The 16,306-nt window shown below is 66.1% G+C and carries 15 protein-coding genes; 8 read left to right on the top strand and 7 right to left on the bottom strand.

Annotated features, from left to right (window positions below):
• The first annotated feature begins 4 nt into the window (after positions 1-4).
• From ACVW1B_RS15605 to ACVW1B_RS15585, 5 genes are all read left to right on the top strand, one after another.
• Positions 5-385, top strand: coding sequence for a hypothetical protein (locus tag ACVW1B_RS15605; protein ID WP_028333841.1), 381 nt, complete (start codon positions 5-7; stop codon positions 383-385).
• 56 nt (positions 386-441) lie between these two features.
• Positions 442-1,191: a DNA repair protein RecO gene (gene recO, locus ACVW1B_RS15600; protein WP_057020749.1), complete on the top strand. Its 750-nt coding sequence runs from the start codon at positions 442-444 to the stop codon at positions 1,189-1,191.
• Positions 1,192-1,263: 72 nt separating this feature from the next.
• Positions 1,264-3,519: a DNA topoisomerase IV subunit A gene (parC, locus tag ACVW1B_RS15595; protein ID WP_456821744.1), complete on the top strand. Its 2,256-nt coding sequence runs from the start codon at positions 1,264-1,266 to the stop codon at positions 3,517-3,519.
• Positions 3,520-3,692: 173 nt separating this feature from the next.
• A complete protein-coding gene (locus tag ACVW1B_RS15590) occupies positions 3,693-4,643 on the top strand; it encodes a cation diffusion facilitator family transporter (protein WP_253608392.1) in 951 nt (316 codons plus the stop codon).
• A 132-nt stretch (positions 4,644-4,775) separates the two neighbouring features.
• Positions 4,776-5,603 carry an N-acyl homoserine lactonase family protein gene (locus ACVW1B_RS15585; protein WP_456780440.1) on the top strand — a complete coding sequence of 276 codons (828 nt, stop codon included), beginning with the start codon at positions 4,776-4,778 and terminating at the stop codon, positions 5,601-5,603.
• Here the strand turns inward: ACVW1B_RS15585 and ACVW1B_RS15580 are convergent.
• A complete protein-coding gene (locus ACVW1B_RS15580) occupies positions 5,594-6,412 on the bottom strand; it encodes a helix-turn-helix domain-containing protein (protein ID WP_456821743.1) in 819 nt (272 codons plus the stop codon). The two genes, ACVW1B_RS15585 and ACVW1B_RS15580, sit on opposite strands and share 10 nt — an antisense overlap.
• A 79-nt stretch (positions 6,413-6,491) precedes the next feature.
• On the opposite strand from ACVW1B_RS15580, the gene ACVW1B_RS15575 reads away from it, so the two are divergent.
• Positions 6,492-7,370, top strand: a complete 879-nt coding sequence (locus tag ACVW1B_RS15575; protein ID WP_253608394.1) for a DMT family transporter — start codon at positions 6,492-6,494, stop codon at positions 7,368-7,370.
• On the opposite strand, the gene ACVW1B_RS15570 is transcribed toward ACVW1B_RS15575, so the two are convergent.
• Positions 7,371-7,562: a hypothetical protein gene (locus ACVW1B_RS15570; protein ID WP_028333848.1), complete on the bottom strand. Its 192-nt coding sequence runs from the start codon at positions 7,560-7,562 to the stop codon at positions 7,371-7,373.
• 174 nt (positions 7,563-7,736) lie between these two features.
• Here ACVW1B_RS15570 and ACVW1B_RS15565 point away from each other — a divergent pair, with 174 nt between their 5' ends.
• The gene (locus tag ACVW1B_RS15565) at positions 7,737-8,993 is read left to right on the top strand and encodes an adenylate/guanylate cyclase domain-containing protein (RefSeq protein WP_253608395.1); all 1,257 of its coding nucleotides are present in this window, start codon (positions 7,737-7,739) and stop codon (positions 8,991-8,993) included.
• A 107-nt stretch (positions 8,994-9,100) separates the two neighbouring features.
• Here the strand turns inward: ACVW1B_RS15565 and ACVW1B_RS15560 are convergent, their stop codons facing one another.
• The 4 genes from ACVW1B_RS15560 to ACVW1B_RS15545 all read right to left on the bottom strand — a co-directional run bounded on the left by ACVW1B_RS15560 (position 9,101) and on the right by ACVW1B_RS15545 (position 14,032).
• Positions 9,101-10,342 carry an MFS transporter gene (locus ACVW1B_RS15560; RefSeq protein ID WP_057020872.1) on the bottom strand — a complete coding sequence of 414 codons (1,242 nt, stop codon included), beginning with the start codon at positions 10,340-10,342 and terminating at the stop codon, positions 9,101-9,103.
• A gap of 142 nt (positions 10,343-10,484) precedes the next feature.
• Positions 10,485-12,239 (bottom strand): flotillin family protein, encoded by a 1,755-nt coding sequence (locus ACVW1B_RS15555; RefSeq protein ID WP_092078048.1) that lies wholly within the window; start codon positions 12,237-12,239, stop codon positions 10,485-10,487.
• Positions 12,240-12,242: 3 nt separating this feature from the next.
• A complete protein-coding gene (locus tag ACVW1B_RS15550) occupies positions 12,243-12,905 on the bottom strand; it encodes an OB-fold-containig protein (RefSeq protein WP_253608396.1) in 663 nt (220 codons plus the stop codon).
• Positions 12,902-14,032 (bottom strand): PspA/IM30 family protein, encoded by a 1,131-nt coding sequence (locus ACVW1B_RS15545; RefSeq protein ID WP_253608397.1) that lies wholly within the window; start codon positions 14,030-14,032, stop codon positions 12,902-12,904. The genes ACVW1B_RS15550 and ACVW1B_RS15545 overlap by 4 nt, the downstream gene beginning before the upstream one ends.
• Before the next feature lie 121 nt (positions 14,033-14,153).
• Here ACVW1B_RS15545 and ACVW1B_RS15540 point away from each other — a divergent pair, with 121 nt between their 5' ends.
• Positions 14,154-15,530: an Nramp family divalent metal transporter gene (locus ACVW1B_RS15540; RefSeq protein ID WP_253608398.1), complete on the top strand. Its 1,377-nt coding sequence runs from the start codon at positions 14,154-14,156 to the stop codon at positions 15,528-15,530.
• Here ACVW1B_RS15540 and ACVW1B_RS15535 read toward each other — a convergent pair.
• Entirely contained in the window at positions 15,527-16,303 is a 777-nt protein-coding gene (locus tag ACVW1B_RS15535; RefSeq protein ID WP_028340961.1) for an arginyltransferase, read from the bottom strand. The genes ACVW1B_RS15540 and ACVW1B_RS15535 overlap by 4 nt on opposite strands.
• Positions 16,304-16,306: the final 3 nt, after the last annotated feature.

Below are 16,306 nucleotides of genomic sequence, written 5' to 3'. Positions count from 1 at the left end.
TTGCATGAACGTGCCCAGAAACGTGCTGTGGTTTGAGGTTCTGCTCTATCTGTCGCTGACGCTGGATGCGCTGTCGGTGGCGTTCCAGGACCGCACGCCGACCGTCCTGAAGACCGAGCAGGTGATCATGGGTGAGACCCTGACGGCCGGCTGCATGATCCTGCTCCTGATGTATTTCGTCCGGCTTGCCGCGCAGCACCGCAAGAACTGGCCGCGCTGGGCGCTGCTCGCGGTGCTTGTGTTGTCGGTGATGTCACTGGTGCAGGTCATCGGCGCAAGGGGCATGGAGATCGACAGCGCCATCGAGGTGGTGTCATGCATCCTGACCACGGCCGGGCTGTATTATTCCTTCACCGGCGACGCGCGGGGCTGGTTCAACGCGTAGCGAATGACGCGTGCGGAAAGCTGCGTTCATCCGCGGAATCCTGCTAGACTCCGCACATGGAATGGACCGACGAAGGCATCGTGCTGGGCGTGCGGCGGCATGGCGAATCCTCCGCCATCGTCGAGCTGTTGACGCGCGAGCACGGCCGCCATCTCGGCCTGGTGCGCGGCGGCGCCAGCTCGCGGATGCGGCCGCTGCTGCAGCCCGGCAACAGCGTCACCGCGGTGTGGCGGGCGCGGCTCGACGAGCATCTCGGCATGTATGCGCTGGAAGGCACGCGACTGCGCGCTGCGACGCTGCTCGGCTCGTCGCATGCGGTCTATGGTGTCACGCATCTGGCGGCGCTGGCCCGGCTGCTGCCCGAGCGCGATCCGCATGAGGACATCTACGAGATGCTGGAGGGGACGCTCGACGATTTCGAGGACGCCGGCGTTGCCGCCGTGCACCTGATCCGGTTCGAGCTCGCGATGCTGACCGAGCTCGGCTTCGGGCTCGACCTGGAAAACTGCGCAGCCACCGGGGAGACCACCGACCTGATCTACGTGTCGCCGAAATCCGGCGGCGCGGTGTCGCGCGCCGCCGGCGAGCCATGGCGCGACCGGCTGTTGCCGCTGCCGGCGTTCCTGCGCGAAGGCGAGGGCGGCGCCAACAGCTGGTCGGACCAGGACCTGCTCGACGGCTTCCAGATCACCGGCCTGTTCTTGCTCCGCCACGTGCTGGAGCCCCGCGGCCAGGGCCATTCCGACGCCCGCGACGGATTTATCAACGCCGTAACGAGGCGACGGGGCCGGAGCGCGGTTCCGTAAGGCCGATTCGGGCCTTAAATTCCCGCTGATTCGCGGCTTGCCCGATTCACCGCCAAGGTTTAACGCCTCCCCATGGGAAAACGACAGATTCCGCCGGAAGAGCCGGCCGAAATTCACGAGGTGCCGCTGCGTGACGCGCTCGAGGAGCGCTATCTCGCCTATGCGCTCTCGACCATCATGCACCGCGCGCTGCCTGATGCCCGCGACGGGCTGAAGCCGGTGCACCGGCGCATCCTCTACGGCATGGACCTGCTCGGGCTCGACCCGCGCGCCGCGTTCAAGAAGTCGGCCAAGATCGTCGGCGACGTGATGGGATCGTTCCATCCGCACGGCGACCAGGCAATCTATGATGCCATGGTGCGCTTGGCGCAGGATTTCTCCTCGCGCTACCCGCTGGTCGACGGCCAGGGCAATTTCGGCAATATCGACGGTGACAACCCGGCCGCCTACCGCTACACCGAGGCGCGCATGACCGAGGTCGCGCGCCTCTTGCTCGAAGGCATCGACGAGGACGGCGTCGAGTTTCGCCTCAACTACGACGGCCAGTCGAAAGAGCCTGTCGTCCTGCCCGGCGGCTTCCCGAACCTGCTCGCCAACGGCGCGCAGGGCATCGCGGTCGGCATGGCGACCTCGATCCCGCCGCACAACGCCGCCGAACTCTGCGACGCCGCGCTGCATCTGATCGAGAAGCCCGACGCCAAGTCGAAGGCGCTGCTGAAATGGGTCAAGGGCCCGGACTTCCCGACCGGCGGCATCGTGGTCGATTCCAAGGAAGCGATCGTCGAGGCCTACACCACGGGGCGCGGCTCCTTCCGCACCCGTTCGCGCTGGATCCAGGAGGAGGGCGCCCGCGGCACCTGGGTGGTCGTCGTCACCGAGATCCCGTGGCTGGTGCAGAAGTCGCGGATCGTCGAGAAGATCGCCGAGCTCATCAACGAGAAGAAGCTGCCGCTGGTCGCCGACGTCCGCGACGAGTCGGCCGAGGACGTCCGGCTCGTGATCGAGCCGAAGTCGCGCACCGTCGATCCGGCGCTGATGATGGAGTCGCTGTTCCGGCTGACCGAGCTGGAAAGCAAGATCTCGCTGAACCTCAACGTGCTGATCAAGGGCCGCATCCCCAAGGTGGTCGGCCTTGCCGAGTGCCTGCGCGAATGGCTCGACCATCTGCGCGACGTGCTGGTCCGCCGGACCAAATTCCGCAAGACCCAGATCGAGCACCGCCTGGAAGTGCTGGGCGGCCACCTCGTGGCCTATCTGAACCTCGACAAGGTGATCAAGATCATCCGGACCGAGGACGAGCCGAAGCCGGTCTTGATGAAGACCTTCAAGCTCACGGAGATCCAGGCCGATGCCATCCTCAACATGCGCCTGCGCAATCTGCGCCGCCTGGAGGAGATGGAGATCCGCACCGAGGACAAGGATCTTCGCAAGGAGCTGAAGGGGATCGAGGGCCTGCTCGCTTCCGAGACGGAGCAGTGGGCCAAGGTCAGCGATCAGGTGCGCAAGGTCCGCGACATCTTCGGGCCCAAGACGCCGCTCGGCAAGCGCCGCACCACCTTCGCCGATGCGCCCGAGCATGACCTCGCCGCGATCGAGGAAGCGCTGGTCGAGCGCGAGCCGTGCACCGTCGTGATATCAGAGAAGGGCTGGGTGCGGACGCTGAAGGGCCATGTCGAGGATCTCTCGGGGCTTGCCTTCAAGACCGACGACAAGCTCGAGCACTCGTTCTTCGCCGAGACCACCTCGAAGCTGCTGCTGTTCGCGACCAACGGCAAGTTCTACTCGCTCGACGTGGCAAAACTGCCGGGCGGCCGCGGCCATGGCGAGCCGATCCGCATGTTCATCGACCTCGAGCAGGACGCCGCGATCATCTCGCTGTTCGTCAACAAGGGCGAGCGCAAGTTCCTGATCGCGAGCAGCGAGGGTCAGGGTTTTGTGGTCAAAGAAGAGGACTGCGTCGGCAACACCCGCAAGGGCAAGCAGGTGCTCAATGTCGAGATGCCGAACGAGGCCCGCGCGATCACGACCGTGAACGGCGACACCGTTGCGGTGATCGGCACCAACCACAAGATGGTGCTGTTCGGCCTCGACCAGGTGCCGGAGATGGCGCGCGGCCGCGGCGTGCGCCTGCAGAAATACACCAGCGCGTCGCTGTCTGACGTTGCGGTGTTCGACGCCAAGGCCGGCCTGAGCTGGAAGGATTCCGCCGGCCGCGAGCACAGCATGACCATGAAGGAACTGGCCGACTGGCGCGGCAACCGCGCCGACGCCGGCCGGCTCGCCCACGGCCTGCCGAAGTCGAACAAGTTCAATCGCGGCGTGGAGTAACGGTGTTGTAGCCCGGATGAAGCGAAGCGAAATCCGGGAGTTCGCGCCGGATCACCAGTGATCCCGGATTGCGCTGCGCTCCATCCGGGCTACGGGGGCTCAGTGCGCGGTGTGATAGTATCCACATTTCACCGCGCTATAACCGTCGCCGACGACATCGGGCGACGGTTGCCATGGCGCACAATCACGACCACGACCACAGCGGTCATTCTCACGGACATGCCGGGCATTCCCATGCCGGGCACAGCCACGCGCCCGACAGTTTCGGCACGGCCTTTGCGGTCGGCGCGTCGCTGAACACCGCTTTCGTCGTCGCGGAGCTGATCTTCGGCTATTCCGCCAACTCGTTGGCGCTGGTCTCCGACGCGGTTCACAATCTCTCCGACGTCATCGCGCTGCTGTTGGCCTGGGGCGGGGCATGGCTCGCCGGCAGGCGACCGACCGATACTCACACCTATGGCTACCGTCGCGCCTCGATCCTGGCGGCGCTGTTCAATGCCGGGCTGCTCCTGATCGCGGTCGGCGGCATCGCGGTCGAGGCGATCAACCGCTTGCGCGAGCCGGCCGAGGTCGCAAGCTGGACCGTGGTCTGGGTCGCGGCGCTCGGCATCCTGATCAATGGCGGCACCGCGCTGCTGTTCATGCGCGGCCGCGACAGCGACCTCAACGTCCGCGGCGCCTATCTGCACATGGCGGCGGATGCCGGCGTCTCGCTCGGCGTCGTGATCGCCGCGCTCTTGATCATGGCGACCGGTTGGCAGTGGCTCGATCCGGCGATCAGCCTGGTCATCGCGGTGGTGGTGCTGCTGAGCGGCTGGGAGCTTGCCCGCGACAGCGTCAACCTCGCGCTCGACGCGGTGCCGAAGGGGATCGATCTCAAGCAGGTGAGGGACTACCTCGCCGCGCTCGAGGGCGTCACCGAGGTGCACGACCTGCACATCTGGGCGATGAGCACCAGCGAGACCGCGCTGACCGCGCATCTGGTGCGGCCCGGCGGACACGATGATGTCTTCCTGCATCACGTCTGCGCCGAGCTCTCGGAGCGCTTCAGCATCCACCACGCGACGCTGCAGGTCGAGATCAGCAGCGAGACCTGCCGGCTGGCGCCGGCGGAGATGGTCTAGCCTAGGCAGCCGCGATCCACTCGCATTCAATTGATCGATCGACCCATGTCCACGTCTTCCACGGGCGGCGACGACACGGCACATTGCGACCGCACGCGTTCAAATCACCGGCGCGATCAAACGGGGGGCGACATGAAGAAGGCAATCGGTCTTGCGATGCTGCTCTGGACTGTGGGCGCGCTGCCGCATGCGGACGCCGAGCCGGCGAAATCGGGCGTCGAGAAGCTCTACATCCTCAACTGCGGCGAAGGCGTTGCCGGCGACATTTCACGCTGGTCGCCCGGCGTCAATGAAGGCAAGTCGATGGACTTCGTGGACAATTGCTACCTGATCAAGCATGCCCAGGGCTGGTTCCTGTGGGACACCGGGATTCCCGACGCGGTGGCGGCAATGCCGAACGGCCTTGCGCCGGCCGACCCCAAGGCGGTCACCTGGCGGCGGCCGAAGACGCTCGCCGCGCAGCTCGACCAGCTCGGCGTCAAGCCGTCGGACATCAAGGCGATCGCCGTGTCGCACACCCATCCCGATCACATCGGCAATGTCGAGCTGTTCCCGGCCGCGATGCTGTATGTGCAGAAGGCGGAATATGAATGGCCGGGCGCCAACAACGCGCCGCGCTTCAAGCCCGAGCATCCAGTGACGAAGCTCGAAGGCGACCGCGACGTGTTCGGCGACGGCAGCGTCACCATCCTGTCGACGCCGGGCCATACGCCCGGCCACCAGTCGCTGCTGGTGAAGCTGCCGAAGACCGGCGCGATCGTGCTGACCGGCGATGCCGTTCACTTCAGGGATAATTGGGACAATCGGCGCGCGCCGAGCATGAACGCCAGCAAGGAGCAGACGCTGGCCTCGATGCAGAAGATCGCCGACACGCTGACGAAAGAGAAGGCGCAGCTCTGGATCAACCACGACAAGGCGCAGCGCGACGGGCTGAAAATGTCGCCGGAGTTCTACGACTGAGCCGCCTTGGCGGCGTTCGCTTTCGACCAGTTTCGAAAAATCAGCGCGGTCTGATCGTCCATCGGAAAGAAGCTTTCGATGCGCAGCTCCTGCAGCGTGACGTCCTGCGGCGTCCCCAGCGTCGCGATCGTGGTGAACAATTGCAGGCTGACGTCGCCCTTGCGGAATAGCATCGGCAGCACCGGTCCGGATGCGGGCCCGGTCGGCGCGGCCAACGCGGCCTCGACACCGTCATAGGCCAGCAGGCGCTTGAGCAAATCCGCCGTCGCGGTGGTGCCGTCGGCGGCGGCATCGGCCTCGACGCTGCGGATGAAGTAGCCGGCCACCTCGGTCCAGTTGGTGAGATAGGGGCGCAATACGCCGGGCGCGACCAGCGCGTCGGCGAGGTTGACCGCCGTGCCTGGCGCCAGCGGCCCGACCAGGAATTCCACCAGTTGGCTTGCGCCTGCATTGGCGAGCAGCAGATTCCAGTGCCGGTCGACCACGACCGCCGGGAAGGGCTCCTGCTGTGCCAGGATGAAATCGAGCGCGTAGCGGATCTGGGCGAGCTCCGGCGCGGCGAGGTCGGTTTGCCGCCAGACCGGCGCGAAGCCGGCTGCGACCAAGAGTGCGTTCTGCTGGCGCAACGGCACGTCGAGCGCCGCGGCAAGCCGGATCACCATGTCGCGGCTCGGAGCGGCGCGGCCGAGCTCGAGGAAGCTGAGATGGCGCTGGGAGATATCCGCGCGCCCGGCGAGCTCGAGTTGCGAGTGGCCCTTGCGCTGCCGCCACCAGCGCAGGCTGGCCGAAAAATCGCGCTGCTGCGACATGAATACCTGTGAAGTAGTTGCCGGAATGATCTCGCCGGGCAAGATGCCACAAACGAACCGAAAACGCATGGGGATCGGGATGGGCGAGTGGATCGGCGTTGCGATTGCACTGGTCTCGAGCTGCCTCGGCGGCACCGCCGCGGCGATCACGCGTTATCTGGCGGGCAATGCCGACCCGATCACGCTGGCGATCCTGCGCTGGGCGATCGGCTTTCTCTGCGTGCTACCGGCCGCGGTCCTGCTCGGCGCGAAGTGGCCGCGACGCGCGGATTGGCCGGCGGTCGCGGCGCTCGGCGTCGCCTTCTTCGGCGTGTTCTTCGTGCTCTATAATCTCGCGATGTCCTACACGACGGCGGCGCGCGCCAGCCTGGCGCTGGCGACCTTGCCGCTCTCCACCATGGTGGTCGGCGCCATGCTCGGCATCGAGCCGCTGACGATGCGCAAATCGATCGGGGTCTCGATCGCGGTGCTCGGCGTGGCGGCGGCGCTGGCATCCGGGCTGGCGGCGGCGCCAGTCGGTGCATGGCGCGGCGAACTGATCATGGCCGCCGCGGTGCTCTGCATGGCCTTCTACAACGTGCTGTCGCGGCCGTTCATCCGCCGCTCCAGCGCGCTCGGTTTCCTTGCCGTCGGCATGGGCGCCGGCGCGGCGGCGCTGGTGGCGGTGGGATCGTTCACTGACAGTCTGGCGACAATGCGCGAGTTCGGCACGTCGCAATGGATCGCGGGACTCTATCTCGGCATAGCCGGCGGCGCGCTGGCTTTCATCCTGTGGGTGCTGGCGCTCGAGCGGGCCTCGCCGACCCGCGTCGCCAACACCATGACGGTCAATCCGATCGCTGCCGGGCTGCTTGCGAAGCAATTGGTCGGCGAGCCGATCACGGCCAATCTGGTCGTCGGCCTGATCGCGGTCTTCGCCGGGATCTGGATCGCGACCTCGGAAACCAAATCGGGCTGATCAGCTGCGCGGGGCGGCAGGCGTGGCCGCCGGCGGCGCAGGCGAGTGCGTCGGCTTCAGCGTGCCGGCGTAGAACGACAGGACGAACACCAGGATGAGACCGACAAGATAGACCCCATAGGATTGCGGCGGGGTGATCGCCCATTGCATGAGGCGTCGGATCGGGTTTGGCGGGCCAGCGTCGTTGTCCATGCGCTGTTGTGCGCGAAGGGGTGGACAAAAGGAAGCGGAATCGGCGCCATTCGGCGGCCGTGTTCCGCGCGAAATGGTGAGGCGGGCGGCCTTGCAATGCCGCATTGGCGTTCGCATCTGTCACGCGACCACCAACCCTTCCTCCCGCACCAATTGCCCGGCATAATCCAGCTTATGGAACTGACGCCCCGTTTGCGCCTCATGAATTGGCTGGTCCGCCAGGGTCTGACGGGCCTGCCGGAAAACGACCTGCTGCGCGGTTTCTGCGAGCGCTGCCGGGCGGCCGGCATGCCGCTGTCGCGGGCAATCGTCTTCATCGATACGCTGCATCCGATCTTCGAGGGACGCGGTTTCCGCTGGAACGACGGCGAGAGCAACGAGGCCGACATCTTCGAATACGGCTCGACCAGCACCGGCGAAGCCAGCCAGACCTGGCGGCGGTCGGCCTTCTATCACATGCTCGAAAACGGCCATGACGAGATAGTGATTGATCTCGCCGACACCTCGCACGATTTCTCGATGATCGGCGAGCTGGCCGAGAAGGGCCACAAGCATTTCGCCGCCTTCGTGCATCGCTTCGGCGAGGCCGGCACGATCGGCGAGATGGACTGCTTCTACTCCTACTACACCACCCGCCATTCGGATGGGTTCGACGAGAACCACATGGCGGCGTTGCGCGACCTGGTGCCGGTGCTCGGGCTCGCGATCAAATCGGCCGCCCAGGTCGAGATCGCCCGCACGCTCGGACGGGTCTATCTCGGCCGTGACACCGCGGAGCAGGTGCTGCGCGGGCGCATGCAGCGCGGCATCACCGAGAAGATCAAGGCCGTGCTGTGGTACTCCGACGTGCGCGGCTCCACCGCGATCAGCGAACGGATCGGCCCGGACGAGATCATTCCGTTCCTCAACGATTATGCGCAGGCCTCGATCGACGCGATCCATGACGCCGGCGGCGAGGTGCTGAAGCTGATCGGCGACGGCGTGCTGGCGATGTTCACCGGAGAGAACGTGGCAGGCGCCAAGCGAGCGGCGCTGCGGGCCGAGCACAGATTCCGGCATAACATCCGCGTGCTGAACGATCGCCGCGAGAACGAGGGCCGGCCGACCACCACGGCCTATGTCGGGCTCCATGTCGGCCAGGTGTTCTACGGCAATATCGGCAGCGAGGACCGGCTGGATTTCACGGTGGTCGGGCCCGCCGTCAACGAGGTCAGCCGGATCGCATCGATGTGCGCCTCGGTCGACCGCGAACTATTGACCTCGACCGATTTCCGCACCGGGCTCGACGTCGCCGGCCGCAACTATCTGGTCTCCACCGGCCGCTTCGTGCTGCGCGGCATCGGCCATGCACAGGATCTATACACGCTGGATCCGGCGATTGCCGCCGACGAGGTCGTCGGCGGCAAATACGAGCGGTACCTGGCGAGCTAGACCTTCCCGTCATTGCGAGGAGCGAAGCGACGAAGCAATCCATCCCTCCGCAAGTGGAGACATGGATTGCTTCGCTTCGCTCGCAATGACGTGGGTGGAGAGTCCGTTCAGCACCGCGCGGGTTCGCCGACCATGTCGGGCTGGCGCGTCAGCGACACCGCGGGCGACATCAGGATCACCAGCGCCTGGGCGGCGAAGATCGCGGCCGCGAGATAGAGGCAGGCTTCGGCGCCGTAGAGGCCGCCGACGACCGCGCCGAGCGCGGAGCCGAGCGGGCGCGCGCCGTAGCTCATGATGTTGATCGCCGAGACGCGCCCGAGCAGCGAGGGCGGCGTCACCGACTGCCGCAGCGTGGTGGTCGAGATCACCCACAGGATCGGGCCGACGCCGAGCAGGAAGAAGCTGAGGCCCGCGAGCAGCGGCGTCGCAATCCAGGTCGTCAGCGCCATCACGGCCGCGGCGACGAAGCCGGTGACCGGGCCGAGCCCGATCACGGTGCCGAACGCCAGCCGCTTCATCACGCGGGTCGCGAACAGCGCACCGACCACCATGCCGACGCCGTACATCGCAAGCGTGGTGCCGACGCCGGTGGCGCTGAGCCCGAGATGGCGCACCGCATAGGGCACGAACACGGCGAGCAGCAGGAACGACGCGGTGTTGAAGATGAACTGGGTAATGAACACCGGCCGCAGCAAGGCGTGGTGCATCACGAAGGCCGCGCCTTCCTTGATGTCCTGCAACGGATGGCGCCGCGGGGCAGGCTGCCGCGCCGGCTCGTAGATGCCGGCGAGCAGCACGACCGCGATCGCCGACAATGCCGCGGCGAAGCCGAATGCGGGCGCGGCCCCGACCCAGCCGACCAGCACGCCGCCGAGCGCGGGGCCGCTGGCGAACGCGACGGTACGCGCGAGCTCGATGCGGGCGTTCGCCGCCGGCAATTGCTGTGACGTCACCAGCGAAGGGACCAGCGCCGGCGCAGCGACGCTGTAGGCGACCGTGCCGCAGACCGCGATGAAGCCGAGCAAAGCGAGCAGCGGCAGCGTCATCAGGCCGAGCCACAAGAGCAGCAGGATCGCGGCAAGCGCGGCCGCGCGCAGCGCTTCGGAGCCCGCCATCACCCAGCGCCGCGACACGCGGTCGGCGAGCAGGCCGGCGGGAATCGCAAACAGGATGAAGGGCAGCGTCAGCGCGGTCTGCAACAGGCCGGTCTGGCCTTCGCCGACGCCGAGCAGCAGCACGGCGACGATCGGCGCAGCCGCAAGCGCAATCTGTTCGGCCGATTGCGCGGCGAGGTTGGACCAGGCCAGGCGGTTGAAGGTGGCCGGCAGACGAGGCGTATCGGCAGACATGACGGAATCCTTGATCATTCGACTGCCCATAGTGTGTGGTTGGAAGAGGCCCGATCCCACCCGTTTCCCGATAACGCCAAAAGCAGAAGCCCGCCGAAGGGGATCGACGGGCTCTTCCAGAGTCAGACTTGGCTGAAAGCCGTCACTGCGGTTTGGGAGCAGGCGCCAGTTGGCCCGTAATGGTGCCGACCAGCGCGGTTGGCGCGCTTTCGATGCCCACCGTCGGTGTTTCGGCGACCTCGGCCTTGCGCTGCGCCAGCGCGCTGGTCAGGCTGGTGAGCGCGTCGGCTCCGGCCGGGAAGCCGGCCTCCGAGAGGATCTTGTCGATCATCGGCTTGAATGCCGAGACCGACAGCAATTGCGCGGCGAGGCCGTCGCCGAGCCCGAGGCCGCCATTGCCGTTGGCGTGGCCGTTGGCGCCGCCGCGGCCGAGCATGCTGCCGGTGTCGAAGATCCGGATGTCGGAGATCTTCTCGATCGGCTTCACCGCCTCGGCGAGAGCGCTCGGGATCACGTTGATCCGCGCGAGGTTGAGATCGTAGGCGATCATGTCGGCGCTCAGTCTGTTGCGCGCCTCCGCCTTCATGGTCGCGACCTCGGCTTCGGCCTGGCCGAGCGCCTTGACGCCGGCAGCGCGGGTGGTGGCAGCCGCCGCATCGGCCTTGGCCAGCACGTTGGTGGCTTCCGCCTTGTTGGCGGCGGCCTGGCGTTCGGCCTCGGCCATCACCGTGATCGGCATCGCGTCGGTCTCGGCCGCCTTGCGCGCCGCGATCACGTTGATGATCTTGTCGCGCTCGGCGATCTCGGTGGCGCGGGCGGTGGTGACCTTTTCCTCGGCGGCGATCGCGACGGCACGCGCGGTCTCGGCGATGGTCTGGGCTTCCGACTGCTCCTTGCTCTTGGCCGCGACCGCGATCGCGCTTTCCTGCGCCACGATCTGAAGGTCGCGCTCCATCTCGGTGTTGCGGCGCTTGACCGCGAGATCGGCCTCGATCTTGCGGGTGTCGCGGGCCTGGTTGGCCTCGGTCTGCTTGTTGGCGACCGCGAGCTCCTGCTGGATGCGGTATTCGGCCTCGTTCTGCAGCGCGGTCTGTTCGACCTGCGCCGTCTGCGCGCGCATCGCGGCGGTCTTGTTGGCGATGTCGCGCTGCTGGGCGAGCTCGGCCTCGCGTTTGGTGCTTTCGATCGTCAGCGTGGTCTGCCGCGCCACCAGGTCCTGCTGGGCGATGTTGACCTCGGTGGTGCGGACGATCTGGTTGCGCTCCTGCTCACGCTCCTTGGTGATCTTGGTCAGCGTGGTGAGACCATGCGCATCGAAGAAATTGCTCGGGTTGAAGTGCTTGATGTCGCTCTGGTCGAGCTTCGTCAGCGACACCGATTCAAGCTCGAGACCGTTGTTCTGGATGTCGGCGCCGACCGCGTCCTGCACCGCCTTGACGAAGGTGGCGCGCTGCTCCTGCAATTCCTCGAGGTTCATGGTCGCGGCGACCGAGCGCAGGCCATCGACGAACTTGGCCTCGACCAGCTCGCGCAGCTCGGCCGCGTCATTGGTGCGGTTGCCGAGCGTCTGCGCGGCGAGCGCGATCGACGACGAGTCGGGTTTGACCCGCAGGTAGAACTCGGCGCCGATGTCGACGCGCATGCGGTCCTTGGTGATCAGCGAGTCCGGGCCGCCGCGCGCGACCTCGAGCCGTAGCGTTTTCAGGTTCACCGCGGCGGTGGAGTGGAAGATCGGCAGCACGAGCGAGCCGCCGTCGAGCACCACCTTCTGGCCGCCGAGGCCGGTGCGGACATAGGCCTCGTCGCGCGTCGAGCGTTTGTAGAGCTTTGCGAACAGGAGACCGATAACGAGGATGACGATGACGCCAATAACGACGGGTACAGCAAGTTCCCACATGTGTTATGCCCTGTTGGAAGATCGTTGTTGTTCGACGAGGTCGGCTGGAGCGGCAATCGCGATGAAGCCCTTGGCATCGCGATCGACCAGCAGCACGCTGGCGCCGACCGGCAATGCCTCGGACTCCGCGCTGGCACGCGCCGACACGGTGTGCCAGTTGCCGAAGACATCCTTGAGACGGACCCGGCCGGGCAGGCCCTGATCGAGCGGGCCGACCGACACGGTTGCGACCTTGCCGACAAAGTCGCTGTCGTTGACCGCATAGCTCTCGTCGCGCGGAATGATGCGGGCGAGGCCACGGCTGGTATTTCTGATCACGGGGATGCTGCCTGCGGCAGCAACCACCGCGGCAAGCGAGACCGGGATGGCGGTGCCTGCGGCGTGCGCCAGTCCCTGAAGCAGGAAGCCTCCGATCGAGAAGATGCCGAGGATCAGGATGATCAGGATCAGGAGGGGAAGCCGCCCGGCGTTGATCCAGAGAAACAGGCCACTGAGAGCATTGTGGCTCTCGGCCTCGACCGCGAAATCCTTGCCGATCAATTCGCTGATCGAAAGTCCGACCATGGTGCTGAGCAGTTCGATACCGCCAAGTGCCATCATGATCGCAGCCGCGACCGCGAAGGGCCGCACGTCGGGGGCGAGCAGAATGTCGCCAACTGCACTCATTTTTCTGACTTGATCCTTTCAAGCCGCGCCGCGATTTCCTTCTCGCGATGCAGGCGATCGAGTTCGTCAAGCTCCTTGTCGCCGAGCACGCTGGAGGCGGGAACACCGGTGACCCGGGCGATCGCCGCCATGGCGCGCTCAGCACTCAATGTATTGGTCGCGGATGGGCCCCGGCTGGTTTCGTCCTGGGCCTCGCGGATCAGGCTTTGTTCGAGATCGGCCAAGCGCGTCTCCGCCTCGCGGCGCGCGCCGAGCATGGCCTGCAGCGCCTTGGTCTGCTCGTCGATTTCGAGCTCGATAAAATCCATCGCGCGTTCCAGCGCGATCACCTGCGACTCCAGATCAATTTGCCGTGCGACGCCGGCGCGCGCGAGATCCTCGCGATTTTCCGCAAGTGCGAGACGAATCTTCTCGTTCAGACCAGCCGTTTCGGTATCCAGTTCTTCGCGCCGCTTCTTCAGGCGGAATTCTTCGGCGCGCGACTTGCCGAGCGCGTAGCGCGCCTCGTCGGCGCCGGCGTCGATCTCGCGGATCGCCTGTTTGACCAGCGCGACCTTGTTGTTGTTCTCGACATTGTCGATGGTCTGGCTCGCGATGGCGGCAAGAAGCCGGCCCATGCGCGCAAGGATGCCTTCGTGAAGCATGGTCTTCTCCTCCGGTTGTGCTGATTTCGATTTGACGGCGATGTGGATTTCGTAGCCGCGTCCATCCGAGATCAAATGCGCCGGGAAGGGGCTTTCCCAGCCCGAGACATATCCCGGCACATCGAACGGCACCAAGACGCGTCCGCTAACAGTGCTAATGGTCAGTGAAGTTGGGCCCTTGATCGCAAACAACTTGTCGTCGAGCGGTATCCGGCGGACGGCGGCGCCTGCGATGTAATTGGCACGGTCGCGCAGGCCGAGCGTCACCAGCCGTGCGGGGAGGCCGGTCTCCTTGCGGATCTTCTCGTAGGCCTGGGCGTGCAGCGAGACGAGGTTGGCGCCGACGGGGGCGACCTCGGTGAGGATCGCCATCATCCGGTCATAGGCCGCAAAGGTCGCCTCGATCGCCTCGATGCCTGAAGGGTCAGGGGCGAGGGCGTAACGCAGGGTTGCGGTCGGCGTCTCGACGGGCAGCTTGATCATACATGTAACGTAAAGCACTTCCTCAGTACTTTACAAGCAGGACGGCTGATATCATTTTCGTGAGCCTAGATGCAGTTGCAAATGAGTTGCAATAACGGGACAGATCGGCCATCCTTGTCGGATGGATGCTAGGACCCCTGAACTGTCTTCCGTTTCCGTTCCCAATTCCGTGCCAGGCGGCGGCTGGCGGGGCGATGCCGGACATGTGCGCAGCCTACCGGAGGTGAATGCGACCGTCGCGGTGCCGTCAGGCGGCCTGTGGTGGCGGCGGCTGCTGGCGTTCGCCGGGCCGGGCTATCTGGTTTCGGTCGGCTACATGGACCCCGGCAACTGGGCCACCGACCTCGCGGGCGGATCGAAGTTTGGCTACACGCTGCTGTCGGTCATCCTGCTCTCCAACCTGATGGCGATCCTGCTGCAGGCGCTCGCAGCACGGCTAGGCATCGCCACCGACCGCGATCTGGCCCAAGCCTGCCGCGCGACCTACTCGCGCCCGGTGAATTTGCTGCTGTGGCTTGCCTGCGAGGCCGCGATCATCGCCTGCGACCTCGCCGAGGTGATTGGCACCGCGATCGCGCTCAAGCTGCTGTTCGGCATTCCCCTGATCGGCGGCGCGCTGCTGGCGGCGCTGGATGCGTTCCTGCTGCTGCTCCTGATGAATCGCGGCTTCCGCTTCCTCGAGGCCTTCGTCATCGCGCTCTTGATCGTCATCGCGGTCTGCTTCGTCGTCCAGATCGCGGCCGCCGCGCCGCCGGTGGCCGCCGTGCTCGGCGGCTTCATCCCGTCGCGCGAGATCGTCACCAATCCGGAGATGCTGTACATCGCGATCGGCATCATCGGCGCCACCGTGATGCCGCATAACCTCTATCTGCACTCCTCGATCGTGCAGACGCGTGCCTATCCGCGCACTGAGGAGGGACGGCGCGACGCGATCAAATGGGCGACCACCGATTCCACCATCGCGCTGATGCTGGCGCTGTTCGTCAATGCCGCGATCCTGGTGCTGGCGGCCGCGACCTTCCACAAGAGCGGCCATTCCGATGTCGCCGAGATCGACCAGGCGTTCGAGCTGCTGTCGCCGCTGCTCGGCCTCGGCATCGCCTCGACGCTGTTTGCCGTGGCGCTGCTCGCCTCCGGCCTCAACTCGACGGTGACGGCGACGCTGGCCGGCCAGATCGTGATGCAGGGCTTCCTCGACCTCAAGCTGCCCGACTGGCTGCAGCGGCTGGTGACCCGCGGCATCGCGATCGTCCCTGTCATCGTGGTCGCCGCGCTCTATGGCGAGAGCGGCACGGCGCAGCTGCTGGTGTTCAGCCAGGTCGTGCTGTCGATGCAGCTGCCGTTCGCGGTGATCCCGCTGGTGCGGTTCGTGTCCGACAAACGCAAGATGGGCGCGTTCGCGATCTCACGCCCCGTCGCGGTGGCGGCGTGGATCGTCGCCGGGTTGATCGTGGTCCTGAACGTGAAGCTGCTGATCGATACGTTCTTCGGCAGCTAGTCCTGCGGCTCGGCGAGCACCTCGCCTGATGCGTCGACGCGCAGCCAGCCCGACGGCGCGAGCCGCTGCTGCGGCAGGAAACGGCCCTTGTAGTCCATCTTCTTGGAGCCCTCGATCCAGTACCCGAGATAGACGTAAGGAAGGCCCTGCCGGCGGGCTCGGGCGATATGGTCGAGGATCATGAAGGTGCCGAGCGAGCGCGCCTCCAGCCCCGGCTCGAAGAACGAATAGACCATCGACAGCCCGTCGCTGAGCACGTCGGTCAGCGCCACCGCCATCAGCTCGTCGCCGCGACCGGTGATGGCGCTGTCGGCATTGCGCTTGCGGTACTCGATGATCCGGGTCTCGACATGGCTGTCCTCGACCATCATCGCGTAGTCGAGCACGGTCATGTCGGCCATCCCGCCGTTGCGGTGGCGGCGGTCGAGATAGGCCCGGAACACCGAATATTGCTCCGAGGTCGGCACTGCGGTGCGCTGCTCGCCGATGACGTCGGCGTTGCGGGCCAGCACCTTGCGGAAGTTGCGGGAGGGGCGGAATTCGTTGGCGATCACCCGGACCGAGACGCAGGCCCGGCACTGGTCGCAGGCCGGGCGGTAGGCGATCGACTGGCTGCGGCGGAAGCCGCCATGGGTCAGCAAGTCGTTGAGATCGCCCGCTTTGTCGCCGACCAGGTGCGTGAAAACCTTCCGCTCATGTCGGCCCGGCAAATACGGGCAGGGCGACGGCGCCGTCAAATAGAACTGAGGAGTATCACGCGAATGCTGGGTCACGTC

This window comes from Bradyrhizobium sp. USDA 4502 (assembly GCF_054063355.1).
Note: the sequence above shows the minus strand (reverse complement) of the source record. Positions and strands in the feature narration are given on the sequence as shown.

Excerpts from the sequence above, each read along its gene's own strand:
- ACVW1B_RS15575 (WP_253608394.1), top strand. The coding sequence starts at position 6,492 with ATGGGCGAGTGGATCGGCGTTGCGATTGCACTGGTCTCGAGCTGCCTC.
- ACVW1B_RS15565 (WP_253608395.1), top strand. The coding sequence starts at position 7,737 with ATGGAACTGACGCCCCGTTTGCGCCTCATGAATTGGCTGGTCCGCCAG.
- ACVW1B_RS15540 (WP_253608398.1), top strand. The coding sequence starts at position 14,154 with ATGGATGCTAGGACCCCTGAACTGTCTTCCGTTTCCGTTCCCAATTCC.
- ACVW1B_RS15590 (WP_253608392.1), top strand. The coding sequence starts at position 3,693 with ATGGCGCACAATCACGACCACGACCACAGCGGTCATTCTCACGGACAT.
- ACVW1B_RS15580 (WP_456821743.1), bottom strand. The coding sequence starts at position 6,412 with ATGTCGCAGCAGCGCGATTTTTCGGCCAGCCTGCGCTGGTGGCGGCAG.
- ACVW1B_RS15545 (WP_253608397.1), bottom strand. The coding sequence starts at position 14,032 with ATGATCAAGCTGCCCGTCGAGACGCCGACCGCAACCCTGCGTTACGCC.
- ACVW1B_RS15570 (WP_028333848.1), bottom strand. The coding sequence starts at position 7,562 with ATGGACAACGACGCTGGCCCGCCAAACCCGATCCGACGCCTCATGCAA.
- ACVW1B_RS15605 (WP_028333841.1), top strand. The coding sequence starts at position 5 with ATGAACGTGCCCAGAAACGTGCTGTGGTTTGAGGTTCTGCTCTATCTG.
- recO (WP_057020749.1), top strand. The coding sequence starts at position 442 with ATGGAATGGACCGACGAAGGCATCGTGCTGGGCGTGCGGCGGCATGGC.
- ACVW1B_RS15550 (WP_253608396.1), bottom strand. The coding sequence starts at position 12,905 with ATGAGTGCAGTTGGCGACATTCTGCTCGCCCCCGACGTGCGGCCCTTC.
- ACVW1B_RS15560 (WP_057020872.1), bottom strand. The coding sequence starts at position 10,342 with ATGTCTGCCGATACGCCTCGTCTGCCGGCCACCTTCAACCGCCTGGCC.
- parC (WP_456821744.1), top strand. The coding sequence starts at position 1,264 with ATGGGAAAACGACAGATTCCGCCGGAAGAGCCGGCCGAAATTCACGAG.
- ACVW1B_RS15555 (WP_092078048.1), bottom strand. The coding sequence starts at position 12,239 with ATGTGGGAACTTGCTGTACCCGTCGTTATTGGCGTCATCGTCATCCTC.
- ACVW1B_RS15585 (WP_456780440.1), top strand. The coding sequence starts at position 4,776 with ATGAAGAAGGCAATCGGTCTTGCGATGCTGCTCTGGACTGTGGGCGCG.